A 24,567-nucleotide genomic window follows, 5' to 3' on the forward strand; every position below is an offset into this window, starting at 1 on the left:
AACATCTAAAAAAAGTGAAAGCAACATTTATTAAATCAATCGTAGCGGCATTTATCATCATCTTATGTGTAAATGCAAAGAGCAAGGCTCAAACTTACTATCCAGTTTATTTATGTGATGGCGGAACAGCGACACTGCATACTCCGGAAGAAAGTACTTTGTCAAATGGAGATAAAGTTTTCTGGTATTTAGAGGGTACGCAGGTAGATGTGATAACTTTTAATGGAACGGCCAATCAAACCAACTATGTTACACCAAATAATTTGAGTGCTGGTGTACATAATTATACGAGTAGAATATTATCTGCTGCAGGATGTTGGGGTGATCTATCTGATCCTTTTCAGGTTTATCAGCTTCCGAGTAAGGCACTTGCTTTAACAACAAATAAAACTGCTTATTGCGGTGATGATGCAACTTTAAGTTCTATAATTACTGCTACTACTACACCAGCAGAAGCCCTACCTGCAGGTATAGAATATGTATATACTTGGTCGGCCACAAAAGATGGGACTAATGTAACACCTCTTTCTGGAATTGGTACGGAAGACGGTTCTAAGACAGCTGCAAACAAATTTACGTTAACTGCTACTACTGCGGGAACTTATGTATTTAATGCTACAGTGAAATATGTGATAGCCTCTGGTAATACCGGTGTGCTAAAATCAGGTGATGGTAAAGGATGTGAAGTTTCAGCCACTGCTACACAAACAGTAACTGTAACACCTAAACCAGTTAAACCAACTATTGTAATCCAATAATTTTCGGATTTATAGCACACTAGGTTGAACATTAAACGGCATATATTACTGGCGTTCTTCTTTCTACTGACTAATTTTGCATTTGCACAAACAATTCCTAATGTTGTTAGAATTCGTTTGGGTTCTTCGGTAAAATTTGCAGTAAGAGATCAGACAGGGCTTTACTCATACCAATGGTATCGAGATGGGAAACCTATAGCCAATGCTAGTGGAGCAGCATATACTGCAAGTGTAGCCGGTTTATACCAAGTAATTTCTATAAGTGCAGAAGGCTGTAAATCAGATTTATCGGATGGTTTTTTGTTAATAATTGAATATGCAGATCTGGAGGTTAGCAAAATCTCTGAAAAAAGATATGTTGGCCCAGGTGAAGCTTTTGAGTATCAAATTTCAGTACAAAACAATGGAATTATTGATGCAACAGGAATAGAAGTAATAGATAAACTACCAAGTAACTTAAAATTTATTGGTACCATAGGTGAGCAAATAGGTAATGTTACGGTAGCTGATCAGGTGATTACTTGGAGAATTCCTACACTGGCCAATAAGCAAAAATTAGTTTTATCACTAAACACAACTGCAATTAAAGCAGGAACTGTAGTAAATACAGCTAGTGTAACTGCTATTGAACCAGATCCAAATTTGGCTAACAATATGGCTACAGATATAAAAGAAATTATTGGCGATGTAGTAGTGCCAAATGTAATTACACCTAATGGTGATGGTAGAAATGATGTTTTCAAGATAGATGGATTGGAGCTTCACCCAAATCATACCTTATTTATTTTTAACAGATGGGGTAATGAAGTTTATAGAAGCAATGGCCCGTATAAAAATGATTGGAATGGCAATGGTCTTAATGAAGGCACTTATTATTATTTATTGAAGATTAAAGAAAAAAATGGAAGTGAAAGAAGTACAACCGGTTGGATTACATTAATAAAGGATTGACATGTGGAAGTTTACTAAGTTTATTTTATTGTGGTGTTTAGCAGTCCCGTGCTTTGCCCAACAGGATGCGCAGTATAGTCAATATATTTTCAATGGCATTTATATTAATCCAGCCTATGCTGGATATCGAGAACGTGTAAATCTTAATGCGACTTATAGAAATCAATGGACTGGCATTGAGGGTGCACCAAAAAGTTTTTCCTTTGCTGCAGATGCTATAATGCCTAATGAACATGTTGGATTGTCGTTGACTATGAGCGCAGAACAATTGGGAGCTCAAAAAAGCATAAATGCATTTGCTAATTACGCATATCGTTTTCCAATTAATGAAGAGGGAACATCAAAACTAGCCTTCGGTTTAGGAATAGGTGTAATGCAATCAAGTTTAAACGGTAATATGTTAAACCCAAGAGATTTTGGTGATAATTATATTCCAAGTGGTACTGTAAAACAGATATTTCCAGACATGCATGCTGGTGTATTTTTTTCAACGCCCAAAATGTATATTGGTGCATCAGTTAACAATTTAATAGGGAAATATATATTAGACAAAAAATCTTTAGATTATAACTTTCCAACACCAAGACCACATTTTTATTTAACAGGAGGGGTATTAATTCCGGTAGAAGAATTTGTGATAGACTTTAAGCCTTTCTTTTTAATTAAAGATGATATCAAAGGACCAACAGTACTGGATATAAATGCTTTTTTTCTTTTTAAACAAACTGTTTGGTTAGGTATGGGGTATAGAACTGGAATTAAACTCTATGACAAGCCTGCTTTAAAAGGAGAAATCAATAATAAAAATGCACTTATCGCGATGAGTGAAATATTTATTAGCCAACGTTTAAGATTAGGCTATTCTTACGATTTTAGTACGAGCAATTTGGCAGGTTATGCGGGTTCATCTCATGAGATTTCTTTGGGCTGGAATTTTTACACCATAAAAGAAAGGCAATTAAATTTCTGTTATTTCTAATATTTAATTAACAGGAAAACATTAATCGTCAGCATGACTATTTCAGGAGTTATCAGTTATTTCTTGAAAAGTGCCATAGACTTTAGTACAAACTCCATCTTTATAATTTGATCTTCCTATTGCGTGAACATGGATTTCCTTACCCTGAAAGGTTATCATCTGCAACTTTAAGTCCCAAGGCATTCCTTCCTCAACAGCTTGTTTCATAGCGTTACTTATTTGTAATCTGCTAATACCCTCTTTGTAGAAATTGATAGCGCTATCTAGTTGAGGAATATAATTTTCATCCACTCCATGTATTTGACGAGTTATATCAGTCCATGACAGCGAATCCTTCATAAGGTCAAACTCCCAGCCACCAATTCTTGCGAGCTTTCCCATTTGCTCAGTTATTAAATCGTGCATTTCTACAGAAGCTTTTAGTTTATCCTGCGCTGCTTTTATTTCGGTAAGGTCTCTTGTAACTTTTGTAAAGCCTATTACCTTTCTAGTTTCGTCGTGAATAGCAGTAATAATTATTGAGCCCCAAAATTTTGTGCCGTCCATTCGTAATCGCCAGCCTTCATCATGTGCTACGCCCAATTTGGCAGCTCTTGTAATTAAGCGCCTCGGTTTGCCATTTTTTTTGTCTTCATCAGTATAGAAGATGCTAAAGTTTCTTCCAACTACTTCTGAAGATTTATAACCTTTTATCTTTTCTGCTCCCTTGTTCCAATTTTCGATATTTCCTTCGTGATCAAGGAGCAATATGGCATAATCATCAATTTCTTCAACCATTTTGTTGAATCTTATAGCTCGAAGGTCTTTACCGCACATTGTTTCTGCAACTATTTCAACAATAGTTTTATCGAAATCATTCGTTGCTCTTTCCAGCATAGTTAACCATTCTTCATTTACAGCCGTATAATTGTTTTTTACTAGGCTTATCAATCCCATAATTGTAGTTAAGGGTTGCCTAATTTGGTGCGACTGCAGTTGAGCTATCTTTGTTAAAGAATTATTTTTAGCTTCCGTTTCCTCTATCTGTCTTTGAAGTTGGATGCTATTCATTTGCATTTCGATGTTGAAAGTAACCTGCCTAGCAAGAATAGATAACGTTTTTTGTTGAACATCGGTAAGCTTATTTGCTTTTTGATCGAAAAGACAAAGCGTTCCAATGTTTATACCTTGACCTACAGATAAGGGTACACCTGCATAAAATTTCAAATGTGGGTCACCCTGTACCAATGGGTTATTTTTAAAACGTTTATCCTTTGTTGCGTCAGGTATAATTAAAAGTTCATCCTGTTGTATACCAAATTGGCAAAATGAGGTTTGTCTAGGCATTACTTCAATATCAGTTCCAAACCTTACCTTTAGCCAATTTGATTTTTCATCCAATAACGTAATCAGTGCAACAGGTTTTTCACATAATTTAGCTGCTAATTCTACGATATCTTGAAACTCTGATTTGTTGAAATCAAGTTTTAAAAATTTATTTACTGTATCGACTCTTAGTTGTTCAGAATTATTCATTCCGTAAATAATACTATAATGTTATTTTATATACGAACTACCGCTACAATTTGGATTAGTCGGATTTCAATCTCCGTAATATATTGTACATTATAAACTAAGGGTTACTCGTAATCACATCATTAACAATAATATTTATCCATTGTTTCTAAGAAAGCGAAATAACTACTTAAAACTAGATTATGATAAATATTAATAATTGTCTGAAATCCCTAAAAAGCAAAAACCCTGCTAATCGTTAGATTGCAGGGTTCTGTAAACTTTATTGTCTTTGGTGTGATCCCGCTGGGATTCGAACCCAGGACCACTACATTAAAAGTGTAATGCTCTACCAGCTGAGCTACGGAATCTACTTTGAATTAGCGCCGAAGCGTTTGTTTTAAAGTGGTGCAAATATATGCTTCTAATGTTTTTAATGCAAGATTTTTTTTAACTGAACACGTACATTACTGATTTATAAGTGAATTAATTGTAAACTATTAGTTAAAATGGTAAGTGATACTGCTTTTTTTGATGGAAAATAATGTAATAATCTAGTTAAAATAAACTGTTTAATCTTCTTTCTCTTATTTTTATTAGGGCAAAGCAAAGGTTGATGTACTTTTCTTTAAAATTTAATTTAATTATCAATTTTTAAATGAATTGAAGGTTAGGTGTCCAATATCGCTTACTATTTAGACAATATGTTTGAATGATGTACTTTTTGGAATGCTTTTATTTGTGTAGCAGAGGATATTTTTAATTACTTAATTTTCCTTTGTACAAACCAAACCAAACTAAACCTTAAATATGAACCAAATCAAGGGCAACAAGTATCTTTTCCCGCTCATTTTAGTAACCAGTCTATTTTTCTTTTGGGGCTTTGTACATAACCTTGATCCAATTTTAATTCCACATTTACGTAAAGCTTTTTTATTAAACGATCTAGAATCATCATTAGTAGATTCTTCTGTCTTTATTGCATATTTCGTAATGGCATTACCAGCTGGATTTATTATGCGTAAGTATGGCTATAAATCTGGTATATTAATTGGATTACTACTTTTTGGAACTGGTTCAATACTTTTTGTACCTGCAGCAAACACCTTACAATATGTTTTCTTTTTAGGTGCTTTATTTATCATTGCCTGTGGCTTAACCTTCTTAGAAACTGCGGCAAACCCTTATGTAACTGTATTAGGTCCACCAGAAACTGCTACTCAACGTATTAATTTCTCTCAATCTTTTAACGGATTAGCTGCTTTTGTTGCACCAAACTATATTGGTAAAATGATACTTTCTGGTAAGGAATTAACAGCAGCACAGCAACAAGCCATGTCTCCAGAACAATTAAATGCCTACTTAAGTAATGAAGCAGCAAGTGTAAAAGGACCATACTTAGTATTAGGTATTATCATATTTATAGTGGCCATTATATTTTTCTTCACCAAACTGCCAGATATTAAACACGAAGAAGAAGGAGAGAGCGGTGCGGCAAGTTTTGCTAGCGCATTTAAATCTATAAAGCTAAGATGGGGGATAATTGCTCAATTTTTTTATGTTGGTGCACAAGTTTGTGTTGGTAGCTTTTTTATCAAAATGAGCACGCATGCTGCCGGTTTAAGCGAAGGCAGCTCTACAACATATTTGGGCATATTTGGTTTAGCATTTATGTTAGGTAGATTTTTTGGAACATTCTTAATGCGTTATATCAACCCAAGAAAATTACTAATTATCTATGCTGTCATTTGTTCAATATTAACTGCCATAGCCATTTTCGCAACGGGTATAGTGGTAGTTTATACATTAATAGGAATTGCGTTTTTTATGAGCATTATGTTCCCTACAATCTTCTCTATCGGAATAGAGGGATTGGGGCATAATACTAAAATTGGTTCATCCCTAATTGTAATGGCAATTGTTGGGGGTGCAGCTTTACCTCCAATTTTAGGTTTAATTTCTGATGCCACTCAAAATATTCAATATGGTTATTTAGTACCCCTAGTTTGTTTTATCGTTATACTGATTTTTGGTATAAATAATAGAAATACGGCAAAAAACGGATTACCAAAAGCTACAGTTAATTAATAAAATGAAACACCGAGTATTAAAAATTCATAAAAATGATAACGTTTTAGTCGCATTAAACGATTTAGTTAAAGGCGATATCATTCATTTCGAACAAGAAGATTTCATCCTTCAAGAAGATATTCCTGCTAAGCATAAATTTTTTATGCAAACAATGAATGCGGGAGAAGAAGTGATTATGTATGGTGTGCTAGTAGGAAAAACTCAAAGTGAGGTTTTAAAAGGAAGTCGAATGAGTACGATCAATACACATCACGCTGCCGAACCTTTTACATACAGAAATACAAACTACGATTGGCATGCACCAGATGTTAATCAATTTGCTAATCGGAGTTTTTTAGGCTACCACCGTAGTAATGGAGAAGTAGGAACAGCTAACTATTGGCTGTTTATTCCAACAGTTTTTTGTGAAAACAGAAACTTAGATATGATTAAAGAAGCGCTTTATGCTGAACTTGGTTATGCAATTAGCGATAAGTATAAGTCATATACTCAGCAATTAATTAAAGCCTATCAAAATGGGGCAAATGTTGATGAAGAATTATTGCTCCCTAGTCAGGAAAATACACGCAATCGTTTGTTTTCCAATGTAGATGGAATTAAATTCTTAAATCATAGTGGTGGTTGTGGCGGTACCAGACAAGATGCAGAAACGTTAAGCAAACTATTAGCTGCTTATGCCGACCACCCAAATGTTGCAGGTGTTACCGTATTGAGTTTAGGTTGTCAGCATTTACAAGTGAGTGATTTTATCTCAGAACTTAAAAAACGCAATCCATCATTCGATAAGCCCTTATTAGTTTTTGAGCAACAAGGTGCAAAAAGTGAAGAACAATTAATTAAAGATGCTATACAGGAAACCTTTAAAGGATTAATTGGTATTAATAAAATTGAACGAAAACAAGCACCATTAAGCAAATTATGCTTAGGTGTAAAATGTGGTGGTAGTGATGGTTTTAGCGGGATTTCTGCAAATCCAGCTGTTGGTTATTGTGCCGATTTACTAGTGGCACTTGGTGGAAAAGTACTGTTGGCAGAGTTTCCGGAATTATGTGGTGTGGAGCAAGAAATGATAGATCGCTGCGAGAATGAAGGATCAGCTCGTAAATTTATTCGCTTAATGACTGAATATAATGCATTAGCTCATCAAGTCGGTTCAGGATTTCACATGAATCCCTCTCCAGGAAATATTAAAGATGGCTTAATTACTGATGCTATTAAATCTGCTGGTGCAGCACGTAAAGCAGGCTCAGCACCAGTAACTGATGTTTTAGATTATACAGAACCTGCCACTAAAGCTGGATTGAGCTTAGTATGCACTCCAGGTAATGATGTTGAAGCAACCACTGGAAAAGCGGCAGCAGGTGCAACTTTAATTTTGTTTACTACAGGTTTAGGTACACCAACAGGAAATCCTGTTTGCCCAACCATTAAAGTAGCTACAAATACAGGTTTAGCGCAAAGAATGAAAGATATCATCGATATTGATGCTGGTGCAATAATTTCAGGAGATAAAACCATTGCAGAAATGGGCGAAGATATATTAAACTATTGCATCAGTGTTGCCAGTGGAGAAGAAATTCCTAAAGCCGTGCAGTTAAATCAAGATGATTTCATCCCTTGGAAAAGAGGAGTAAGTCTATAATCATTAATAATAATTTTTAAATACATGTTTTCATTTCAACATAAAAAAGCAGTAATTACAGGTGGTGGTAGTGGAATTGGAAAAGCAATTGCACTTGCATTAGCCAATAATGGAGCAGAAGTACATATTTTAGAATTAAGTGCAGAAAACGCTGAAAAAACAGTAACAGAAATTAAAGCAGCTGGTAACACAGCTTTTGCGTATAGTTGTAACGTGGCCAATCAAGCAGAAACTGAAGCAGTTTTCCAGCAAATAGGTGCTATCCATGTTTTAGTGAACAACGCCGGAATTGCTCATATTGGGAAAGCTGATACAACAGCAGAAGAAGATTTTGATCGCGTAATGAATGTGAATGTAAAAGGTGTTTATAATTGCATTCATGCTGCTATTCCGCAATTACGCAAAAGCAGTGGAGGAGTAATCTTAAATATGGCATCAATAGCAGCGTTAGTTGGTTTAGCCGATCGCTTTGCGTACAGTACAGCTAAAGGTGCAGTAAAAGCAATGACAATGAGTGTCGCTAAAGATTATCTTACAGAAAATATCAGATGTAATTCAATTTCTCCAGCACGTGTACATACGCCTTTTGTGGATGGTTTTCTGGATAAAAACTACGCAGATAATAAGGCAGAAATGTTCGATAAATTATCTAAATCTCAACCAATTGGTCGTATGGCAAAACCAGAAGAAATTGGTTATTTGGCTTTATATTTATGCAGTGATGAGGCTTCCTTTATTACAGGATTAGATTATGCGATAGACGGAGGTTTTACAACATTGAACAACTAAATCAGTTATAGAAGAATACAAATGCCTTTTGATGGCTAATAAAAACTAATAAAAGAATATGAAATTAATCAGATTTGGAGAAATTGGGAAAGAAAAACCAGGTGTAATCATTAACAATGAATACTTTGATGTATCAGATTTAGTAACAGATTATAATGAGGATTTTTTTAGTAATGGTGGAATTGAAAAGCTGGAAAAAGAAATATCAGGTGCAAGCCTTAAAAAAGTAGACTCAAATGTACGTTTAGGCTCTCCATTAGCTAGGCCATCAAAATTACTTTGTGTAGGTTTAAATTATTTAGATCATGCCAAAGAAACCAATGCGCCCATTCCTACAGAACCTATTTTATTTTTTAAATCTACAACTGCCATTGTAGGACCAAATGATGATTTAATTATCCCAAAAGGAAGTAAAAAAACAGATTGGGAAGTAGAATTAGCCATTATAATTGGCAAGAAAGCAAGTTATGTAGAAGAGGAAGATGCATATGATTATATAGCTGGATATTGCCTACATAACGATTACAGTGAAAGAGAATTTCAGTTAGAACGCAATGGGCAATGGGCAAAAGGTAAAGGTTGCGATACTTTTGCACCTTTAGGTCCATACATTGCTACAAAAGACGAAATAGCTGATGTACATCAATTAAATTTATGGTTAACCGTAAATGGCAAGAAATTACAAGATGGCACAACTGCTAATTTAATTTTTAATGTTCCTTTTATTGTGCATTACATTAGCCAATTTATGACTTTATTACCAGGAGATGTAATTACTACTGGAACTCCTGCTGGTGTTGGTTTAGGCCAAAAACCAGAACCTTGGTACCTTAAACCAGGTGATGTTGTTGAATTAGGAATTGATGGCTTAGGAACTAGCAAGCAAATCGCCAAAGCGTATACCGTATGAAAAGACATTGTTTTGCTTTAGATTTAGTAAATGATGAGGAATTAATTGCTAAGTACGAGGAGTACCATGCAGCAGTTTGGCCAGAAATTTTAAAGAGCATTACTGATTCTGGAATTGAAGTATTAGATATTTATCGTGCTGGTAATAGACTATTTATGATTATGGAAGTGAATGATATATTTAGCTTTGAGCAAAAAAATATCTCCGATTTAGCTAATCCAAAAGTACAAGAATGGGAAACCTTAATGTGGAAATACCAACAAGCGTTACCATTCGCAAAACCTGGTGAAAAATGGATTTTAATGAATAAAATTTTCAGTTTATAATGATTGATTCTCATGTGCATTTCTGGAAATTTGATCCTATAAGAGATTCTTGGATTACAAATGAAATGGCAGTTTTACGTCAAGACTATTTACCGAATAAACTGATAGATGAATTAAAAGCCAATCAAGTGGATGGGTGTATAGCGGTTCAAGCAGATCAATCAATAACTGAAACTGAGTTTTTACTAAACTTAGCACACCAGTATTCTTTTATTAAGGGGATTGTGGGTTGGATAGATTTAAAAAGCCCAAACTTGGATGAACAGCTAGAAAAATATGCAAAACAACCCTTAATTAAAGGTTGGCGTCATATTGTACAAGCAGAACCGGCAGGCTTTCTTTTACAACATGATTTTATTCAAGGAATTAATACCTTAAGACACTACAATTACACTTACGATATTCTAGTTCAACATGCTCAGCTACCAGAAGTAATTGAATTTTTAAACAGAACGGAAAATCAATCTTTTGTAATTGATCATTGTGCTAAGCCAGATCTTAAAAATAGAGAGATGGAAGATTGGGCAAAAAATATCCGTTTAATTGCACAACAAAAACATGTATTTTGTAAACTATCTGGATTATTAACCGAATGCGATTGGGTAAATTGGGATGAAAAAACCATATTTAATTGTCTAGATGTGATTTTTGAAAGCTTTGGAACAGAACGTATTATATTCGGAAGCGATTGGCCTGTGTTATTATTAGCTTCAAACTATACAAATTGGATTAGCCTAATAAAAAAATATACGAAAGATTTTACAGCAGCAGATCAACAAGCTATTTTTAACGATAATGCTGTGAAATTCTATAATATCAATTGAAATGAACTTAAATCTAACTCATAAAATAATTATTGTTACTGGTGCTGCTAAAGGAATTGGAGCTGCTATTGTTAAACTTTTAGCAGCAGAAGGTGCTTTACCAATCATCATTGGCAGAAATGAAAATGATAATTTGAAATTAGCGAATGAAATTAAGGCTTTAGGGCAACAAGTTGATTTCGTTACAGCCGAATTAACTAAACCAGAGGCAAGCAAGCATGTAATAGAAACAGTAATCAGTAGATACGGAAAAATTGATGGATTGATTAATAATGCCGGTGTAAATGATGGTGTGAGTTTAGAAAATGGAAGTTATGACGATTTTATCGCATCATTACACAAAAATGTAATCCATTATTATATGTTGGCGCATTACGCTTTACCTTCTTTAAAGAAAAGTAAAGGCGTAATTGTGAATATTGGTAGTAAAACGGCAGAAACTGGACAGGGTGGAACATCAGCATATGCTGCAGCAAATGGCGCTCGTAATGCTTTGACAAGAGAGTGGGCAGTAGAATTATTGCCTTATGGTATTCGCGTAAATGCAGTTATTGTTGCCGAATCATTCACACCACTTTATCAAACTTGGATTAGTACATTTGATAATCCAGAGGAAAAATTAAAGACCATCACTGATAAAATACCATTCGAAAAAAGAATGACAATGCCTGAAGAAATTGCACAAACTGTTGTATTTTTACTGTCAGACAAATCGAGCCATACTACTGGTCAACTAATTCATGTAGATGGTGGTTATGTACATTTAGACAGAGCGATATCTTAAGTTTATTCGAGAAATATCTTTCTTCTTTTTTAACTAAATAACTAATGACGAAAGGTTTATATGCTATTTTATTCCTGTTTACGATAAGTTTTTTTTCCTGTCAGCGCAATACTCAAAAAGACGAAAAAACTCCTGTAAAAAGTGAAATGGCATCTTGTGAAAGCAATTTACCATCACGTTTTGGAGAAACTACCACAGGCTTAACTATAAAACAAGGAAAAGCAGACCATAAAGGAATGGTGTGGATTAAAGGAGGTTCGTTTTTAATGGGATCGGCAGATAATCAAGGCCGAGCGGATGAATTACCTAGGCATAAAGTTGAATTGGATGGTTTTTGGATAGACATTACAGAAGTGACTAATGCACAATTTAGCGCATTCGTTAAAGCAACAGGATATATCACAACAGCCGAACGCAAACCAGATTGGGAAGAAATAAAAAAACAAATTCCTCCAGGTACACCAAAACCTCCTGATAGTGTGTTGGTTGCTTCATCTTTAGTTTTTAGTCCGCCTAATCATCTAGTTAATCTAAACGATGCTTCACAATGGTGGAGTTGGCAAAAAGGAGCAGATTGGAAACATCCGCAAGGTCCTAAAAGCAATATTATTGGAAAAGATAACTACCCAGTTGTTCAAGTTTCTTGGAATGATGCGATGGCTTATTGTAAATGGGCAGGTAAACGTTTACCAACAGAGGCTGAATGGGAATATGCAGCTCTTGGTGGTTTAAAAGATGTAAGTTATCCATGGGGAAATGAGGATATTGAAAAAGGTAAGCCAAAAGCGAATACTTGGCAAGGAAATTTCCCTAATAAAAATACAGATTGGGATGGTTTTTACAGATTAGCCGCTGTTAAACAATTCAAATCGAATGGATATGGTTTATTTGATATGGCTGGAAATGTTTGGGAATGGTGTGGCGATTGGTACGACCATGACTATTATGAAAGTGTGAAAAACAAAATAAGTCATAATCCAACAGGCCCCACAATAAGTAATGACCCAATGGAACCTTTAGTGCCGAAAAGAGTAGTTAGAGGTGGTTCTTTCATGTGTAATGCAACTTATTGTAAGGGTTATCGTGTAAGTTCTAGAATGAAAACATCTGCAGATACTGGATTGGAACATACAGGTTTCAGATGTGTAGCAGATTAATAAACATACAATGAGAAAAATAGTATTGCTAGCTTGTTTGGTTTTGATATTTGGTGCTTTAAAAGCTCAACAAGCTCCCTATCTTAATCCAAGTTTATCTTTAGATGTTCGTGTTCAAGATTTACTAAAGCGAATGACTTTAGAAGAGAAGGCATTACAAATGAATAATAATGCCCCTGCAATTGATCGCTTAAAAATACCAGCTTATAATTGGTGGAATGAAGCTTTACATGGTGTTGCTAGGGCTGGTTTAGCTACTTCTTTTCCTCAACCTATCGGGTTAGCAGCTACTTTTAATGAGCAAGGAATTTTTGATATGGGCGTTGCAGTTAGTGATGAAGCTAGAGCAAAACATCATCAATTTGTGCGTGAAGGAAATAGAGCGATTTATACAGGTTTAACTTTTTATTCGCCTAACGTTAATATTTTTAGAGATCCTAGGTGGGGAAGAGGTCATGAAACTTTTGGTGAAGACCCATATCTTACGGGTAAATTAGGAGTAGCATTTGTAAAAAGTATGCAAGGCGATGATCCTAAGTATTTTAAAACCATTACTACTGCGAAACATTTTGCCGTACATAGCGGCCCAGAACCAAGCCGTCATGAATTTGATGCAAAACCAAGCAAAAAAGATCTTTGGGAAACTTATTTGCCTGCTTTTAAAATGCTAACGCAAGAAGGTCATGTGTATTCTTTTATGTGTGCTTATAATCGCTTGTATGGGAAACCATGCTGTAGTGATGCTTTTTTATTAAATGATATTTTACGTAACCAATGGGGATTTAAAGGTTTTGTTGCGACAGATTGCGGTGCAGTTTATGATTTTTTCATGTTTCATAAAACTGCAAAAGATAGCGTAGAAGCTGTGGCTCAAGCCATTAAAGCAGGCTCAGATAATCAATGTTTTGGTTATGGTGCAGCTGTAATTCCGGCCATTAAACAAGGTTTATTGAAAGAAAGCGAATTAGATACTGCAGTAGCTCGTTTGCTAAGAGCTAAATTTAAGCTCGGAGTTTTTGATCCTGAAGAATTAAATCCTTATTCAAAAATTCCTTATAGCGTAGTTAATAGTGAGGCACATCAAGCAAAAGCATTACAAATGGCCAAAGAATCAATTGTGTTGTTAAAGAATAACAAAAATACATTGCCCTTCAGTAAAAATTTAAAGAATATAGCAGTCATTGGTCCGAATGCCAATGATGCAGAAGTGTTATTAGGCAATTACAATGGAGATCCTGCCCATATTATTACACCCTTAGAAGGTATTAAGAAAGCTTTCTCAAATGCAAGTGTGATGTATGCTAAAGGATGTAATATAATAGATACTCCCAATTATAATTATAAAAGTGATTTTGATCAAGCTTTAGCTACTGCAAAAAAAGCTGAGGTAATTGTGTTTGTAGGTGGAATTTCCCCTCGATTAGAAGGAGAGGAGCTGAAAGTAAAAGTACCGGGGTTTCTAGGTGGCGATAAAACAGATTTGAATTTACCAACTATACAAACTCAATTGCTGAAAGAACTTAAAAAACTAGGCAAACCTATTGTTTTAGTATTGTTAAATGGAAGTGCGTTAGCGATTAATTGGGAGCAAGAAAACTTGGATGCGATTGTGGAAACTTGGTATGGGGGTGAAAAAGGAGGTGACGCATTAGCTGATGTATTGATTGGAAATTACAATCCTGCTGGAAGATTACCTGTAACTTTTTATAAATCGATTACTGATATTCCTGCTTTTGATAACTATAGCATGGAAGGTAAAACCTATCGCTACGTTAACAAACCCGTACTTTATCCTTTTGGTTACGGATTAAGTTACACCACTTTTACTTATGCAGATTTAAAGTTATCAGCTAATATCTTAAACTCAACAACACCATTAAAAGTTAATTTATCAATTAAAAACACTGGTAATTATGATGGGGATGAGGTTGTACAACTTTATATCAAACAAGAAGGTGAAAATATGCCAATTAAAGAATTAAAAGGTTTCAAACGCATCCATATCAAAAAAGGAGAACAACAATCGCTTAGTTTTGAATTGAAATCAAGCGATATACAGCACTATAATTCACAAAGTGATTCAATGCAAATATTCCCTGGTAAAGTTCAACTCCTTATTGGCTCATCATCTGCTAAAATGGAGCTAGTTGGAAATTTTGAATTACGGTAATTTTAAATATTGTCATTCATAGCAAAGAGAAGAATCTAATTTAAATTACTATAGAGATTCCTTGCAAACCCGGAATGACAAAAATTAATCTATTTTTTCTTGTTTCTTAATCCCGATTGTATACAATACAAATCCCATAAATAAGAAAAACAATACGCCTAATATCTGATATCCACCATCGCCAAACCAATTGGTAAAAATAGGTTCAATATTTACTTTGCTTAAATTATCTCGAACAGACGGAATAACCATTAAGATTGCAACAATTACACCAGCAATAGCACCACCAGCCACTAACCCTGTTGCAAATAAATTACCCGGAGCAATTTCTTCTTCTTCGACAGATTTGATTTTCTGTTTTTCTCTCCAATTTACTAGCCCTTTAATTGCACCACCAGCAAAAATTGGCAATGTTGTAGATAGTGGTAAATATGCACCAACAGCAAAAGATAAAGCATTGATTCCACATAATTCAATAGTAATAGCGATGAAAACACCGACTAAAACGTATTGCCAATCTAAGTTAAATGATAACATCCCTTTAATTAAAGTGGCCATTAAAGTTGCTTGAGGTGCAGCATACGTTTCAGTTCCAATCGCATGATGAATGCCTTGCTTCAACATTTCAGCTGTAGGGGTATCTAGTATCCTTACGGTAAGTCCAATTACGATAGAAGAAACAATAGCGCCAATAAACAAGGCAATTTGCTGATATTTTGGCGTTGCACCAATGAGATATCCAGTTTTTAAATCTTGAGAAGTAGCTCCTGCATTTGCAGCTGCAATACAAATCATTCCTCCAACTACCAACGCCATCGGTTCATAAATTTTACCTGTCCAGCCAACAGCGATAAAAACTAAACATGTTCCCATAATTGTGGCTATTGTCATCCCAGAGATCGGATTATTACTCGAACCAATTAAACCTACAATTCTACTAGAAACGGTAACGAAGAATGCACCAAACACAACAACTAAAACGCCAATGAGTAGTTTATTTAAAATGCTATCACCTGGAATTTGAGGTAAAACAGCCATTAAAAGAATTAAAACTAAACTTCCAATTCCAACTAATCTAATCGATAAATCTCTATCGGTACGTTTAATAGTACCACCAGCTTTTCCCTCTTTAATTGAACTAACGCTTTCTTTAAATGAGGAAATAATAGTTGGAATAGTTTTTAATAAAGTAATAAAACCACCAGCAGCAACGGCGCCAGCACCAATTTGTTTTACAAATGCTTGGTAAATTGCTCTTGGGTAATCGGCAAAAGTTTGTGTAACTGGATCCCAGTTTCCTGCTCCACCAGGTTTAGTAATATCTAAAAGTAAACCTAGTTTAGTTAATTGTTTTGCCGCAACCAATGGATCAATTAAGGTAGCTAATAATGGAATTAAAGCTAGCCATGCTAAAACACCACCAGCAACTAAAATTCCAGATATTTTCGGACCAATGATATAACCAACGCCCATATATTCTGGTGTAATCTCTCCACTTACTTGTGCCGATGGTAAAAATTTATTTGCTTGTTTAGTTGCCCAAGTTGGTGCTTCTGCCACTACGTGAAATACTTTTTGCAACAAAGCATAAACTAATGAAAAGCCTAAACCCCAAAATGCAGTACGTGCAAAAGTTCCACCTTTTTCACCGGCCTGTAAAACAGAAGCACATGCTGTACCTTCAGGATAAGGTAAATTATCGTGTTCTTTTACAATTAACGACCTGCGTAAAGGAATCATCATTAATGTTCCTAAAATCCCACCTAAAATAGCAAGGATAAGGATGGTCATATAATTGAAAAAAGCTTCACTTGAACTTTGTCCACCAATTCCTGTACTTAGAAATAAAAATCCTGGTAAGGTAAAAACAACCCCGGCAGCGATAGACTCACCTGCCGAACCAGTGGTTTGTATAATGTTGTTTTCTAAAATCGTTGTTTTAAAGAATTTTTTACCTAATGTAATGGCCAAAACAGCAATTGGTATAGAAGCTGATACTGTTAATCCAGCTTTTAACGCTAAATAAACAGTTGCTGCACCAAAAATAATTCCTGCAATACAACCTAATAAAATAGATTTAATAGTAAATTCTGCAACATTACTTTCTGCAGGAACAAATGGCTTAAATTCTTCTTTCTTCATTTTATGAAAGTTTAAACATTAAAGTTAATTTATTTTATGAATACTACGTCATTTCGAAGTTAGGAGAAATCTATATTCGGATGCTTTTAACGAAAAGATGTTCTCGCTTCGCAGCGTTAAATTATGACGAAACTTTTCAACATCTTTGCCAAATGAAAAATAAAGCAATTTTTTTAGATAGAGACGGCGTGTTAAATCATGAGATTTACGATTATATATGTAAAGTAGAAGATTTTGAAGTGTTGGAATATCAAATTCCCCCATTAAAAAGATTATATGATGAAGGCTATTTGTTAATTATCATAACCAATCAAGGTGGAATTGCTTTAAAGAGATATACGGAAGAGATTTTAGCAGAAATGCATACAATTTTGTTTAAAGCATTTGAAAATAAAGGAGCAAAGATTACGCATGCGTATCATTGTCCACATCACCCCACAGTTTCAGAGCCTTGCCAATGTAAAAAACCGTTGTCTGGTATGCTATTGGAAGCCATTTCTACCTATAATATCGACCCTAGTTTATCGGTTATGATTGGTGATAAACCAAGAGATGTGGAAGCCGCTAATGGAGCAGGAGTGAAGGGTATTTTAATAGAACCAGATGAGCAAATTGATTATGATAAAGTAAATACGGTGCTTGAAAGTCAGTTCTAACCCCCAAGATACCTAAGTCTCTTTTATTTCCTTAGGTGTAAAAGTTTATCTTTTTTCTGTTATAATTAATTTTCTACTGTTACATAAATACTACAGCCAGCAGCTGCATTTTTTCTCCAAACCCCTAAACTATTACTTCTTATGAAGCTATTTGCTGCACCAATTTTTGCACCAAAAGCCGTCATTTTTCTTGTGCTTGGTAACATTTCAAAAGCTATCACAAAATCTTGATCTAAATAAATATGCTCAGCAGTTAAATCAAATGTTTTCCAACCTTTTCCATTCTCCATTTTCATAATAGTGTTTTTTTCTATCAATAACTTACCAGGAAGCCCATTTTCAACTGCGTAAAAGTTAATACGGACTTTTACCTCTTCTTTAATTTCTGATTGAACAAAAATATTGGCATTCAAAACCTGAACAGGTTCTTTTACATTAATTAATCTCGCCTGTTCAAAAATGTCGTTTCTTTGATGACCCGTAGAAGGAACAAACATCATCGGTGTTCTACCAGTAATCCCTATCTTATAAGTCTTTCGTTTTTTATTTCTGATTTTAACTTCATTAAGTACTATTATTCGCTCATCTAACACTACATTAAAATCTTTATTACTCATATTTTTAATTGCAATCTTCTTAATTTCAAAACCTACACTAGAAAAAGTAAGTGTATCATTAATTAAAGAATCTGCAATTTGTATAGTATAATTTCCTTTGATGTCACTCAGCGCCCCTGTTTTACTTGCTTTAATCCCAATGTTTACATAAGGAATTGAGTTCCCTTTATTATCACTTACTTGACCAGAAATAGTTTTTTGCGCAAAAACAACCTTACTACTGCAAAAGCAGATTAATAAAAAAATAATTTTTCTCATGCTCAAATCTAGAAAAAGGAATAATCAGGCAATCATATTTAACAGAATTTAACAGCACAAAAAAAGTATAGATGTTGAAGCCGTCAATTCAGGGAGTGAAAGGGTTTAAGGTTTGGTTCGAGTGTCTTTCAAACCTAAAATATTTTATTTTGCATAGTTTTCTTAACAATGGAATACAAAAAAGCCTCGAAATATATTCGAGGCTTTTTGATTATTTTAAACTCAATAGAGTTGAGCTACTATTTTCCGCTAGCTTTAGCGTGATCTGCTAAGAATGTTGCTAAACCGCTATCAGTTAAAGGGTGTTTTAATAATGCTGTAATTGCAGCTAAAGGAGCAGTAATTACATCAGCACCTAATTTTGCACAAGCAACAATGTGTAATGGGCCACGAATTGATGCAGCTAAAATTTGCGTTGGATATTCATAATTATCAAATATTAAGCGGATATCCTCTATTAACTGTAGGCCGTCTGTAGAAATATCATCTAAGCGACCTAAAAATGGAGATACGTAAGTTGCTCCAGCTTTTGCAGCTAATAAAGCTTGTCCTGGAGAGAAAATTAATGTGCAATTAGTTCTAATTCCTTTTTTAGAAAAATATTTAATGGCTTTAACACCATCTTTAATCATAGGTACTTTAACAACAATTTTAGGGTTTAAAGCAGCTAATGCTTCACCTTCTTTAACAATGCCATCGAAATCTGTAGCTATAACTTCTGCGCTTACATTGTCATCAACTATGTTGCAAATCGCTTTATAATGAGCAACTACGTTTGCATCGCCAGTAATTCCTTCTTTGGCCATTAAACTAGGATTAGTAGTAACACCGTCTAAAACACCTAAATCTTGGGCTTCTTTAATTTGATCAAGATTTGCCGTATCAATAAAAAATTTCATAATTCTAATTTCCCAGTGGGGAATAATTAAGGTAAGAAGAACCCTGATTAGTTTACATCCCCTTCAGGGGGTAAGGGGAAAAAAATGGGCAAGCAACTTTTATCGCACCGCTACAACCTTCTACCCTTGCTTCGTTCCCGCCCTGGGGGAGTTCAAAGGGAGCTGATCGTAAAAGACTTGCCCGGCACAAAGGTAGCAAAAGCACTCATTTTACAAAAAGAAATCTGTTTATTTTTAGTCATGATTATTATGTGTTTGATTGATAGCGATTTGTAACTGAATTATTTTTATTTAATCTATAAATCACTCGCTTTTAGGTATAAAATTCATTTAAAATATGCGATTTAATGTTTTACTATGCATAAATAATATTTATTTAATTATCAATTTGTTAAATGAAAACGATTTCAGTTATTAAATTCATAATTAAGTGGGTTATAATTCATTAAAATATATTTTATTCGAAAAAATATTGTTGATAATGTAATTTAAGGCTATTTTTCGCTATCTTAGTGTTTCCTATACACTAACTAAATCCTGAATGAAATTATCATAAGACAAGTAGATTAAACTCCTTCTATGATAGCATCATCCTACTAAAATGTACACAAATGAACCACTTAAATGAACACCAGGGATTGTACCGTAAAAGCTTTGAACACGATGCTTGTGGCATTGGTTTCGTAGCACATGTAAAAGGGCGAAAATCGCACCAAATTATTTCAGATGCGATCACTATTCTCGAAAACCTAGATCATCGAGGTGCTTGCGGCGCAGAACCAAATACAGGTGATGGGGCAGGGATTATGATTCAAGTTCCTCATGAATTTTTATTCGATGAATGTTTAAAAACGGGCTTTAGTTTGCCTGCTTATGGAGATTATGGAGTTGGTCAACTTTTTTTACCTAAAGAAATTCGTGCTAGAGAAGAATGCCGTGAAATTATTTATCGCACTGCTGAAAAGCTTGGCTTAGAAATTTTAGGATTTAGAAAAGTACAAGTAGACACAACAGATATAGGCAATACGGCACTTTCTGTTGAGCCAGAAATAGAGCAAGTATTTGTGGCTAGACCCTATCATATTGCCGAAGGAGCTGATTTTGAGCGTAAACTCTTCGTACTTAAAACCTATTTAACTAAAACAATTTATAATACAGTAGCGGGTAGTAAAGATGAATTTTATATCGTTTCATTTTCTTCACGCACTATTATATATAAAGGTCAGCTTACATCTTTACAAGTTAGGACATATTTTACAGAATTGAGTGATAAACGCATGGTTTCGGCCTTTGGCTTAATTCACTCACGTTTTGCAACAAATACTTTTCCTTCATGGCGATTAGCCCAACCGTTTAGATTTATTGCTCATAACGGCGAGATTAATACGTTACAAGGTAATTTAAATTGGTTTAGATCTAGTGTTAAGTCTTTTGCATCTCCATATTTTACGCCTGAAGAGTTAAATATGATTCTTCCGGTAATTGATGAAACACAATCTGATTCGGGATGTTTAGATAACGTAGTTGAGTTATTATTGCATGCGGGTCGTTCTTTACCACATGTTTTAATGATGTTAATTCCAGAAGCTTGGGATGGTAATGATGACATGGATCCAATCAAAAAAGCTTTTTATCAATTCCACGCATCGCTAATGGAACCATGGGATGGACCAGCTGCCATTGCATTTACCGACGGAAACTTAGTTGGTGCAACACTAGATCGTAATGGTTTACGTCCATCTCGTTATGTGTTAACGAGCGATGATAGGGTAATCATGGCATCAGAATCTGGTGCTTTAGCTATTGATCAGAGTACAGTAATAGAAAAAGGTAGATTAACACCAGGCAAAATGTTTGTTGTAGATATGCAGCAAGGCAGAATTATTAGCGATCAAGAAATTAAACAACAGGTTTGTGCTCGTAGGCCTTATGCAGACTGGATTAATCAATATCAAATTAGATTAGAGGAATTGCCAGAACCGAGGGTAATGTTTACCAACTTGGCAGCAGACTCTATTTTTAAATATCAACAAGTATTTGGGTATAGCAGAGAAGATATAGATCTATTGCTAAAACCAATGGCTATTGAAGGTAAAGAAGCAATAGGATCGATGGGAACAGATACGCCATTGGCTATTTTATCAAAACAACCCCAGCATTTATCTTCTTATTTTAAACAGTTATTCGCTCAAGTTACCAATCCGCCTATTGACCCAATTCGTGAAAAAGTTGTAATGAGTTTGGCTGGTTTTATGGGTAACAATGGTAATTTACTGGAAGAAAACCAGATGCAATGCCATTGTGTAGGTATCAAACATCCAATATTAACTAATTTAGAATTAGAAAAATTACGAAGCATCGATACAGGATTATTCCAATCTAAAACACTGCAAATGTATTTTAGAGCAGATGAAAAACCTGGGGCAATGGCAAAAGCGTTAGATCGTTTATGTCGTTACGCTGTAGATGCAGTTGAAGATGGTTTCCAGGTAATTGTACTTTCAGATAGGGCAATTGATTCAGAACATGCCGCAATTCCTTCTTTATTAGCGGTTTCAGCAGTTCATCATCACTTAATTAGAAAAGGTTATCGTGGTGCTGTTGGTATTGTAATAGAAGCTGGCGATGTTTGGGAAGTACACCATTTTGCTACATTAATTGGTTTTGGTGCGACTGCTATTAACCCTTATCTAGCTTTAGAAACTATTAAAGGCTTTGATAAAGAAAGTGGTTTAAAACCAGAAAAATTAATTGCCAATTATATCTATGCAGTCAACAATGGATTGCTAAAAATCTTCTCTAAAATGGGGATTTCAACACTACAATCTTACCATGGTGCACAAATATTTGAGATTTTAGGTATAAATGAACAGGTTGTAAGTACGCATTTTACAGGTGCTGTTTCTCGTATCGGAGGATTAGGTTTAGATGAAATTGCTCATGAAACACTGATTAAACATCGTCGTAGTTTTGGGCCAAAAACACAAGCAGAACCAATTTTAACTGCTGGTGGAACCTATAAATGGAGAAGACGTGGTGAAAAACATTTATTCAACCCTGAAACCATCCATTTATTACAAAACGCAACTAGAAGAAACGACTACACTACTTTTAAAAAATATTCTAAACTAATTAATGAGCAAACGCAACAAGCATACACTATTCGAGGCTTATTAGAATTCAACTATAATCGCCCTGTAATAGGCTTAGAAGAAGTAGAATCAACTGAATCTATCTTAAAAAGATTTGCTACAGGAGCGATGTCATTCGGCTCAATTTCACACGAAGCACACTCTACTTTAGCTATCGCCATGAACCGCATCGGCGGAAAAAGTAATACTGGAGAGGGTGGCGAAGATGAAATGCGTTATCAAAAATTGGCCAATGGCGATTCAATGCGCTCGGCAATTAAACAAATCGCTTCTGCTCGTTTTGGAGTAACTAGTTATTATTTAACCAATGCCGATGAGTTGCAGATTAAAATGGCTCAGGGTGCAAAGCCCGGAGAAGGTGGGCAATTACCTGGTCATAAAGTAGATGATTGGATTGCAAAAGTGCGTCATGCTACACCAGGAGTAGGTTTAATTTCTCCGCCACCACACCATGATATTTATTCTATTGAAGATTTAGCGCAGTTGATTTTCGATTTAAAAAATGCCAATAGAGCAGCTAGAATTAATGTTAAACTTGTTTCTAAAGCTGGTGTTGGTACAATTGCAGCTGGTGTTGCTAAGGCACATGCCGATGTAATTTTAGTTTCTGGATACGATGGTGGAACAGGGGCATCACCATTAACTTCTATTCAACATGCAGGTTTGCCATGGGAGTTAGGGTTGGCAGAAGCACATCAAACTTTGGTAAAAAACAGATTAAGAAGTAGAGTAGTAGTACAAACAGATGGACAGTTAAAAACTGGTCGTGATATTGCTATTGCAGCTTTATTAGGTGCTGAAGAATGGGGAGTAGCAACAGCTGCATTAGTAACTTCTGGCTGTATCATGATGCGAAAATGTCATTTAAATACCTGTCCGGTTGGAGTGGCAACACAAGATCCAGAGTTAAGAAAATTATTTACCGGTGATACTGACCATGTGGTTAACTTATTCCATTTCTTAGCAGAAGAATTACGTGAAATTATGGCAGAACTGGGTTTTAGGACTGTAAATGAAATGATTGGACAATCGCAAATGCTTAAAACCAGAGAAGTAGCAGATGCAGATTGGAAATTGAAATATGTAAACTTGGCCCCAATATTACACAAGGAGCCAGATAATGGTTTGCCATTATACCAAACAGAATTACAAGATCATGGCTTAGCAAATGTTTTAGATCATCAATTAATTGAAAAAGCGCAACCTGCTATTTTAAACAATGAACCAGTTTTCGCCAACTTCGATGTTAAAAACACTGATAGAGCAATTGGAACAATGCTTTCAAATGAAATTTGTAAAGTTCATAAAGGATTTGGATTACCTGCAGATACTATTAATTTCAAATGCTTCGGCTCTGCCGGACAAAGTTTTGGTGCATTTGCTGCTAAGGGTTTAACCTTAACTTTAGAAGGTGAAGGAAACGATTATGTAGGGAAAGGATTATCTGGTGCTAAATTGGTTATTTATCCTTTTAGTGATATCAATTATGTACCTGAGCAAAACATTATTATTGGTAACGTAGCTCTTTATGGGGCAACTTCTGGCGAATTATATGTACGCGGTAAAGCAGGTGAACGCTTTGCAGTTCGTAATTCTGGTGCAACCACAGTTGTAGAGGGTGTTGGCGATCACGGTTGCGAATATATGACTGGTGGAGAAGTACTCATAATTGGAGATACAGGTAGCAATTTCGCAGCAGGTATGAGCGGTGGTATTGCATGGATTTACGATGTAAGTAAAACTTTTGCAAATAAATGTAATCCAGAAATGGTTGATTTAGACCCATTAGATGCAGAGGATGAAGAAAGAATTCAGACTTTATTAAAAAACCATATTCGATTAACCAGCAGTAGAGTTGCAGAATTTATCTTAAGCGATTGGGAAAATCAATCAGCACACTTCGTAAAGGTATTTCCGAAAGAATACAAAGCAGTTTTATTACAACGTCAACAAGTAAAAATAAATTAA

General features: G+C 35.0%; 18 protein-coding genes, 1 tRNA gene and 1 other RNA gene. 14 read left to right on the forward strand and 6 right to left on the reverse strand.

From position 1 onward, the window contains the following. Positions 1-14 precede the first annotated feature (14 nt). From HQN85_RS03580 to HQN85_RS03590, 3 genes are read left to right on the forward strand one after another with little or no spacing between them, the layout of a single operon-like run. Complete coding sequence (locus HQN85_RS03580) at positions 15-758, forward strand: hypothetical protein (RefSeq protein WP_173268971.1); 744 nt, start codon at positions 15-17, stop codon at positions 756-758. Between the two features lie 24 nt (positions 759-782). Next, the gene (locus HQN85_RS03585) at positions 783-1,709 is read left to right on the forward strand and encodes a T9SS type B sorting domain-containing protein (protein ID WP_173268972.1); all 927 of its coding nucleotides are present in this window, start codon (positions 783-785) and stop codon (positions 1,707-1,709) included. Between the two features lies 1 nt (position 1,710). Beyond that, positions 1,711-2,688 carry a PorP/SprF family type IX secretion system membrane protein gene (locus HQN85_RS03590; RefSeq protein ID WP_173268973.1) on the forward strand — a complete coding sequence of 326 codons (978 nt, stop codon included), beginning with the start codon at positions 1,711-1,713 and terminating at the stop codon, positions 2,686-2,688. Positions 2,689-2,730: 42 nt separating this feature from the next. Here HQN85_RS03590 and HQN85_RS03595 read toward each other — a convergent pair whose 3' ends face one another. Together HQN85_RS03595 and HQN85_RS03600 are read right to left on the reverse strand one after the other, a co-directional pair. Beyond that, complete coding sequence (locus HQN85_RS03595; RefSeq protein WP_173268974.1) at positions 2,731-4,203, reverse strand: PAS domain S-box protein; 1,473 nt, start codon at positions 4,201-4,203, stop codon at positions 2,731-2,733. A gap of 277 nt (positions 4,204-4,480) precedes the next feature. After that, positions 4,481-4,553, reverse strand: a tRNA-Lys gene (locus HQN85_RS03600). 439 nt (positions 4,554-4,992) lie between these two features. Here HQN85_RS03600 and fucP point away from each other — a divergent pair. From fucP to HQN85_RS03645, 9 genes are read left to right on the forward strand one after another with little or no spacing between them, the layout of a single operon-like run. Further along, positions 4,993-6,270: an L-fucose:H+ symporter permease gene (fucP, locus tag HQN85_RS03605; RefSeq protein WP_173268975.1), complete on the forward strand. Its 1,278-nt coding sequence runs from the start codon at positions 4,993-4,995 to the stop codon at positions 6,268-6,270. Between the two features lie 4 nt (positions 6,271-6,274). Further along, positions 6,275-7,915: a UxaA family hydrolase gene (locus HQN85_RS03610; RefSeq protein WP_173268976.1), complete on the forward strand. Its 1,641-nt coding sequence runs from the start codon at positions 6,275-6,277 to the stop codon at positions 7,913-7,915. A gap of 24 nt (positions 7,916-7,939) precedes the next feature. Further along, entirely contained in the window at positions 7,940-8,704 is a 765-nt protein-coding gene (locus tag HQN85_RS03615; RefSeq protein WP_173268977.1) for an SDR family NAD(P)-dependent oxidoreductase, read from the forward strand. Between the two features lie 58 nt (positions 8,705-8,762). Then, a complete protein-coding gene (locus HQN85_RS03620) occupies positions 8,763-9,614 on the forward strand; it encodes a fumarylacetoacetate hydrolase family protein (protein WP_173268978.1) in 852 nt (283 codons plus the stop codon). Beyond that, the gene (locus tag HQN85_RS03625) at positions 9,611-9,940 is read left to right on the forward strand and encodes an L-rhamnose mutarotase (protein ID WP_173268979.1); all 330 of its coding nucleotides are present in this window, start codon (positions 9,611-9,613) and stop codon (positions 9,938-9,940) included. Before HQN85_RS03620 ends, HQN85_RS03625 begins: the two co-directional genes overlap by 4 nt. Beyond that, complete coding sequence (locus tag HQN85_RS03630; protein WP_173268980.1) at positions 9,940-10,764, forward strand: amidohydrolase family protein; 825 nt, start codon at positions 9,940-9,942, stop codon at positions 10,762-10,764. The genes HQN85_RS03625 and HQN85_RS03630 overlap by 1 nt, the downstream gene beginning before the upstream one ends. Before the next feature lies 1 nt (position 10,765). Then, positions 10,766-11,548 carry an L-fucose dehydrogenase gene (locus HQN85_RS03635; protein ID WP_173268981.1) on the forward strand — a complete coding sequence of 261 codons (783 nt, stop codon included), beginning with the start codon at positions 10,766-10,768 and terminating at the stop codon, positions 11,546-11,548. Positions 11,549-11,592: 44 nt separating this feature from the next. Then, complete coding sequence (locus HQN85_RS03640; protein ID WP_173268982.1) at positions 11,593-12,705, forward strand: formylglycine-generating enzyme family protein; 1,113 nt, start codon at positions 11,593-11,595, stop codon at positions 12,703-12,705. Between the two features lie 10 nt (positions 12,706-12,715). Then, positions 12,716-14,875: a glycoside hydrolase family 3 C-terminal domain-containing protein gene (locus tag HQN85_RS03645; RefSeq protein WP_173268983.1), complete on the forward strand. Its 2,160-nt coding sequence runs from the start codon at positions 12,716-12,718 to the stop codon at positions 14,873-14,875. 84 nt (positions 14,876-14,959) lie between these two features. Here the strand turns inward: HQN85_RS03645 and HQN85_RS03650 are convergent, their stop codons facing one another. Beyond that, complete coding sequence (locus HQN85_RS03650) at positions 14,960-17,017, reverse strand: OPT family oligopeptide transporter (protein WP_173268984.1); 2,058 nt, start codon at positions 17,015-17,017, stop codon at positions 14,960-14,962. 152 nt (positions 17,018-17,169) lie between these two features. On the opposite strand from HQN85_RS03650, the gene HQN85_RS03655 reads away from it, so the two are divergent. Continuing rightward, the gene (locus HQN85_RS03655; protein WP_173268985.1) at positions 17,170-17,673 is read left to right on the forward strand and encodes a D-glycero-alpha-D-manno-heptose-1,7-bisphosphate 7-phosphatase; all 504 of its coding nucleotides are present in this window, start codon (positions 17,170-17,172) and stop codon (positions 17,671-17,673) included. 65 nt (positions 17,674-17,738) lie between these two features. Here the strand turns inward: HQN85_RS03655 and HQN85_RS03660 are convergent, their stop codons facing one another. The 3 genes from HQN85_RS03660 to ffs all read right to left on the reverse strand — a co-directional run bounded on the left by HQN85_RS03660 (position 17,739) and on the right by ffs (position 19,630). After that, positions 17,739-18,548 (reverse strand): carboxypeptidase-like regulatory domain-containing protein, encoded by an 810-nt coding sequence (locus tag HQN85_RS03660; RefSeq protein ID WP_173268986.1) that lies wholly within the window; start codon positions 18,546-18,548, stop codon positions 17,739-17,741. Between the two features lie 239 nt (positions 18,549-18,787). Then, positions 18,788-19,447: a fructose-6-phosphate aldolase gene (fsa, locus tag HQN85_RS03665; protein ID WP_173268987.1), complete on the reverse strand. Its 660-nt coding sequence runs from the start codon at positions 19,445-19,447 to the stop codon at positions 18,788-18,790. 83 nt (positions 19,448-19,530) lie between these two features. Next, an RNA gene (gene ffs, locus HQN85_RS03670) (signal recognition particle sRNA small type) lies at positions 19,531-19,630 on the reverse strand. Between the two features lie 428 nt (positions 19,631-20,058). Here ffs and gltB point away from each other — a divergent pair. Then, complete coding sequence (gene gltB / locus HQN85_RS03675; RefSeq protein WP_173268988.1) at positions 20,059-24,567, forward strand: glutamate synthase large subunit; 4,509 nt, start codon at positions 20,059-20,061, stop codon at positions 24,565-24,567.

Source organism: Pedobacter boryungensis, assembly GCF_013204825.1.
Lineage (GTDB): Bacteria > Bacteroidota > Bacteroidia > Sphingobacteriales > Sphingobacteriaceae > Pedobacter > Pedobacter boryungensis.

Coding starts and splice junctions, on each gene's coding strand:
- HQN85_RS03590 (WP_173268973.1), top strand. CDS start 1,711: ATGTGGAAGTTTACTAAGTTTATTTTATTGTGGTGTTTAGCAGTCCCG.
- HQN85_RS03595 (WP_173268974.1), bottom strand. CDS start 4,203: ATGAATAATTCTGAACAACTAAGAGTCGATACAGTAAATAAATTTTTA.
- fucP (WP_173268975.1), top strand. CDS start 4,993: ATGAACCAAATCAAGGGCAACAAGTATCTTTTCCCGCTCATTTTAGTA.
- HQN85_RS03610 (WP_173268976.1), top strand. CDS start 6,275: ATGAAACACCGAGTATTAAAAATTCATAAAAATGATAACGTTTTAGTC.
- HQN85_RS03615 (WP_173268977.1), top strand. CDS start 7,940: ATGTTTTCATTTCAACATAAAAAAGCAGTAATTACAGGTGGTGGTAGT.
- HQN85_RS03620 (WP_173268978.1), top strand. CDS start 8,763: ATGAAATTAATCAGATTTGGAGAAATTGGGAAAGAAAAACCAGGTGTA.
- HQN85_RS03625 (WP_173268979.1), top strand. CDS start 9,611: ATGAAAAGACATTGTTTTGCTTTAGATTTAGTAAATGATGAGGAATTA.
- HQN85_RS03630 (WP_173268980.1), top strand. CDS start 9,940: ATGATTGATTCTCATGTGCATTTCTGGAAATTTGATCCTATAAGAGAT.
- HQN85_RS03635 (WP_173268981.1), top strand. CDS start 10,766: ATGAACTTAAATCTAACTCATAAAATAATTATTGTTACTGGTGCTGCT.
- HQN85_RS03640 (WP_173268982.1), top strand. CDS start 11,593: ATGACGAAAGGTTTATATGCTATTTTATTCCTGTTTACGATAAGTTTT.
- HQN85_RS03645 (WP_173268983.1), top strand. CDS start 12,716: ATGAGAAAAATAGTATTGCTAGCTTGTTTGGTTTTGATATTTGGTGCT.
- HQN85_RS03650 (WP_173268984.1), bottom strand. CDS start 17,017: ATGAAGAAAGAAGAATTTAAGCCATTTGTTCCTGCAGAAAGTAATGTT.
- HQN85_RS03655 (WP_173268985.1), top strand. CDS start 17,170: ATGAAAAATAAAGCAATTTTTTTAGATAGAGACGGCGTGTTAAATCAT.
- HQN85_RS03660 (WP_173268986.1), bottom strand. CDS start 18,548: ATGAGAAAAATTATTTTTTTATTAATCTGCTTTTGCAGTAGTAAGGTT.
- fsa (WP_173268987.1), bottom strand. CDS start 19,447: ATGAAATTTTTTATTGATACGGCAAATCTTGATCAAATTAAAGAAGCC.
- gltB (WP_173268988.1), top strand. CDS start 20,059: ATGAACCACTTAAATGAACACCAGGGATTGTACCGTAAAAGCTTTGAA.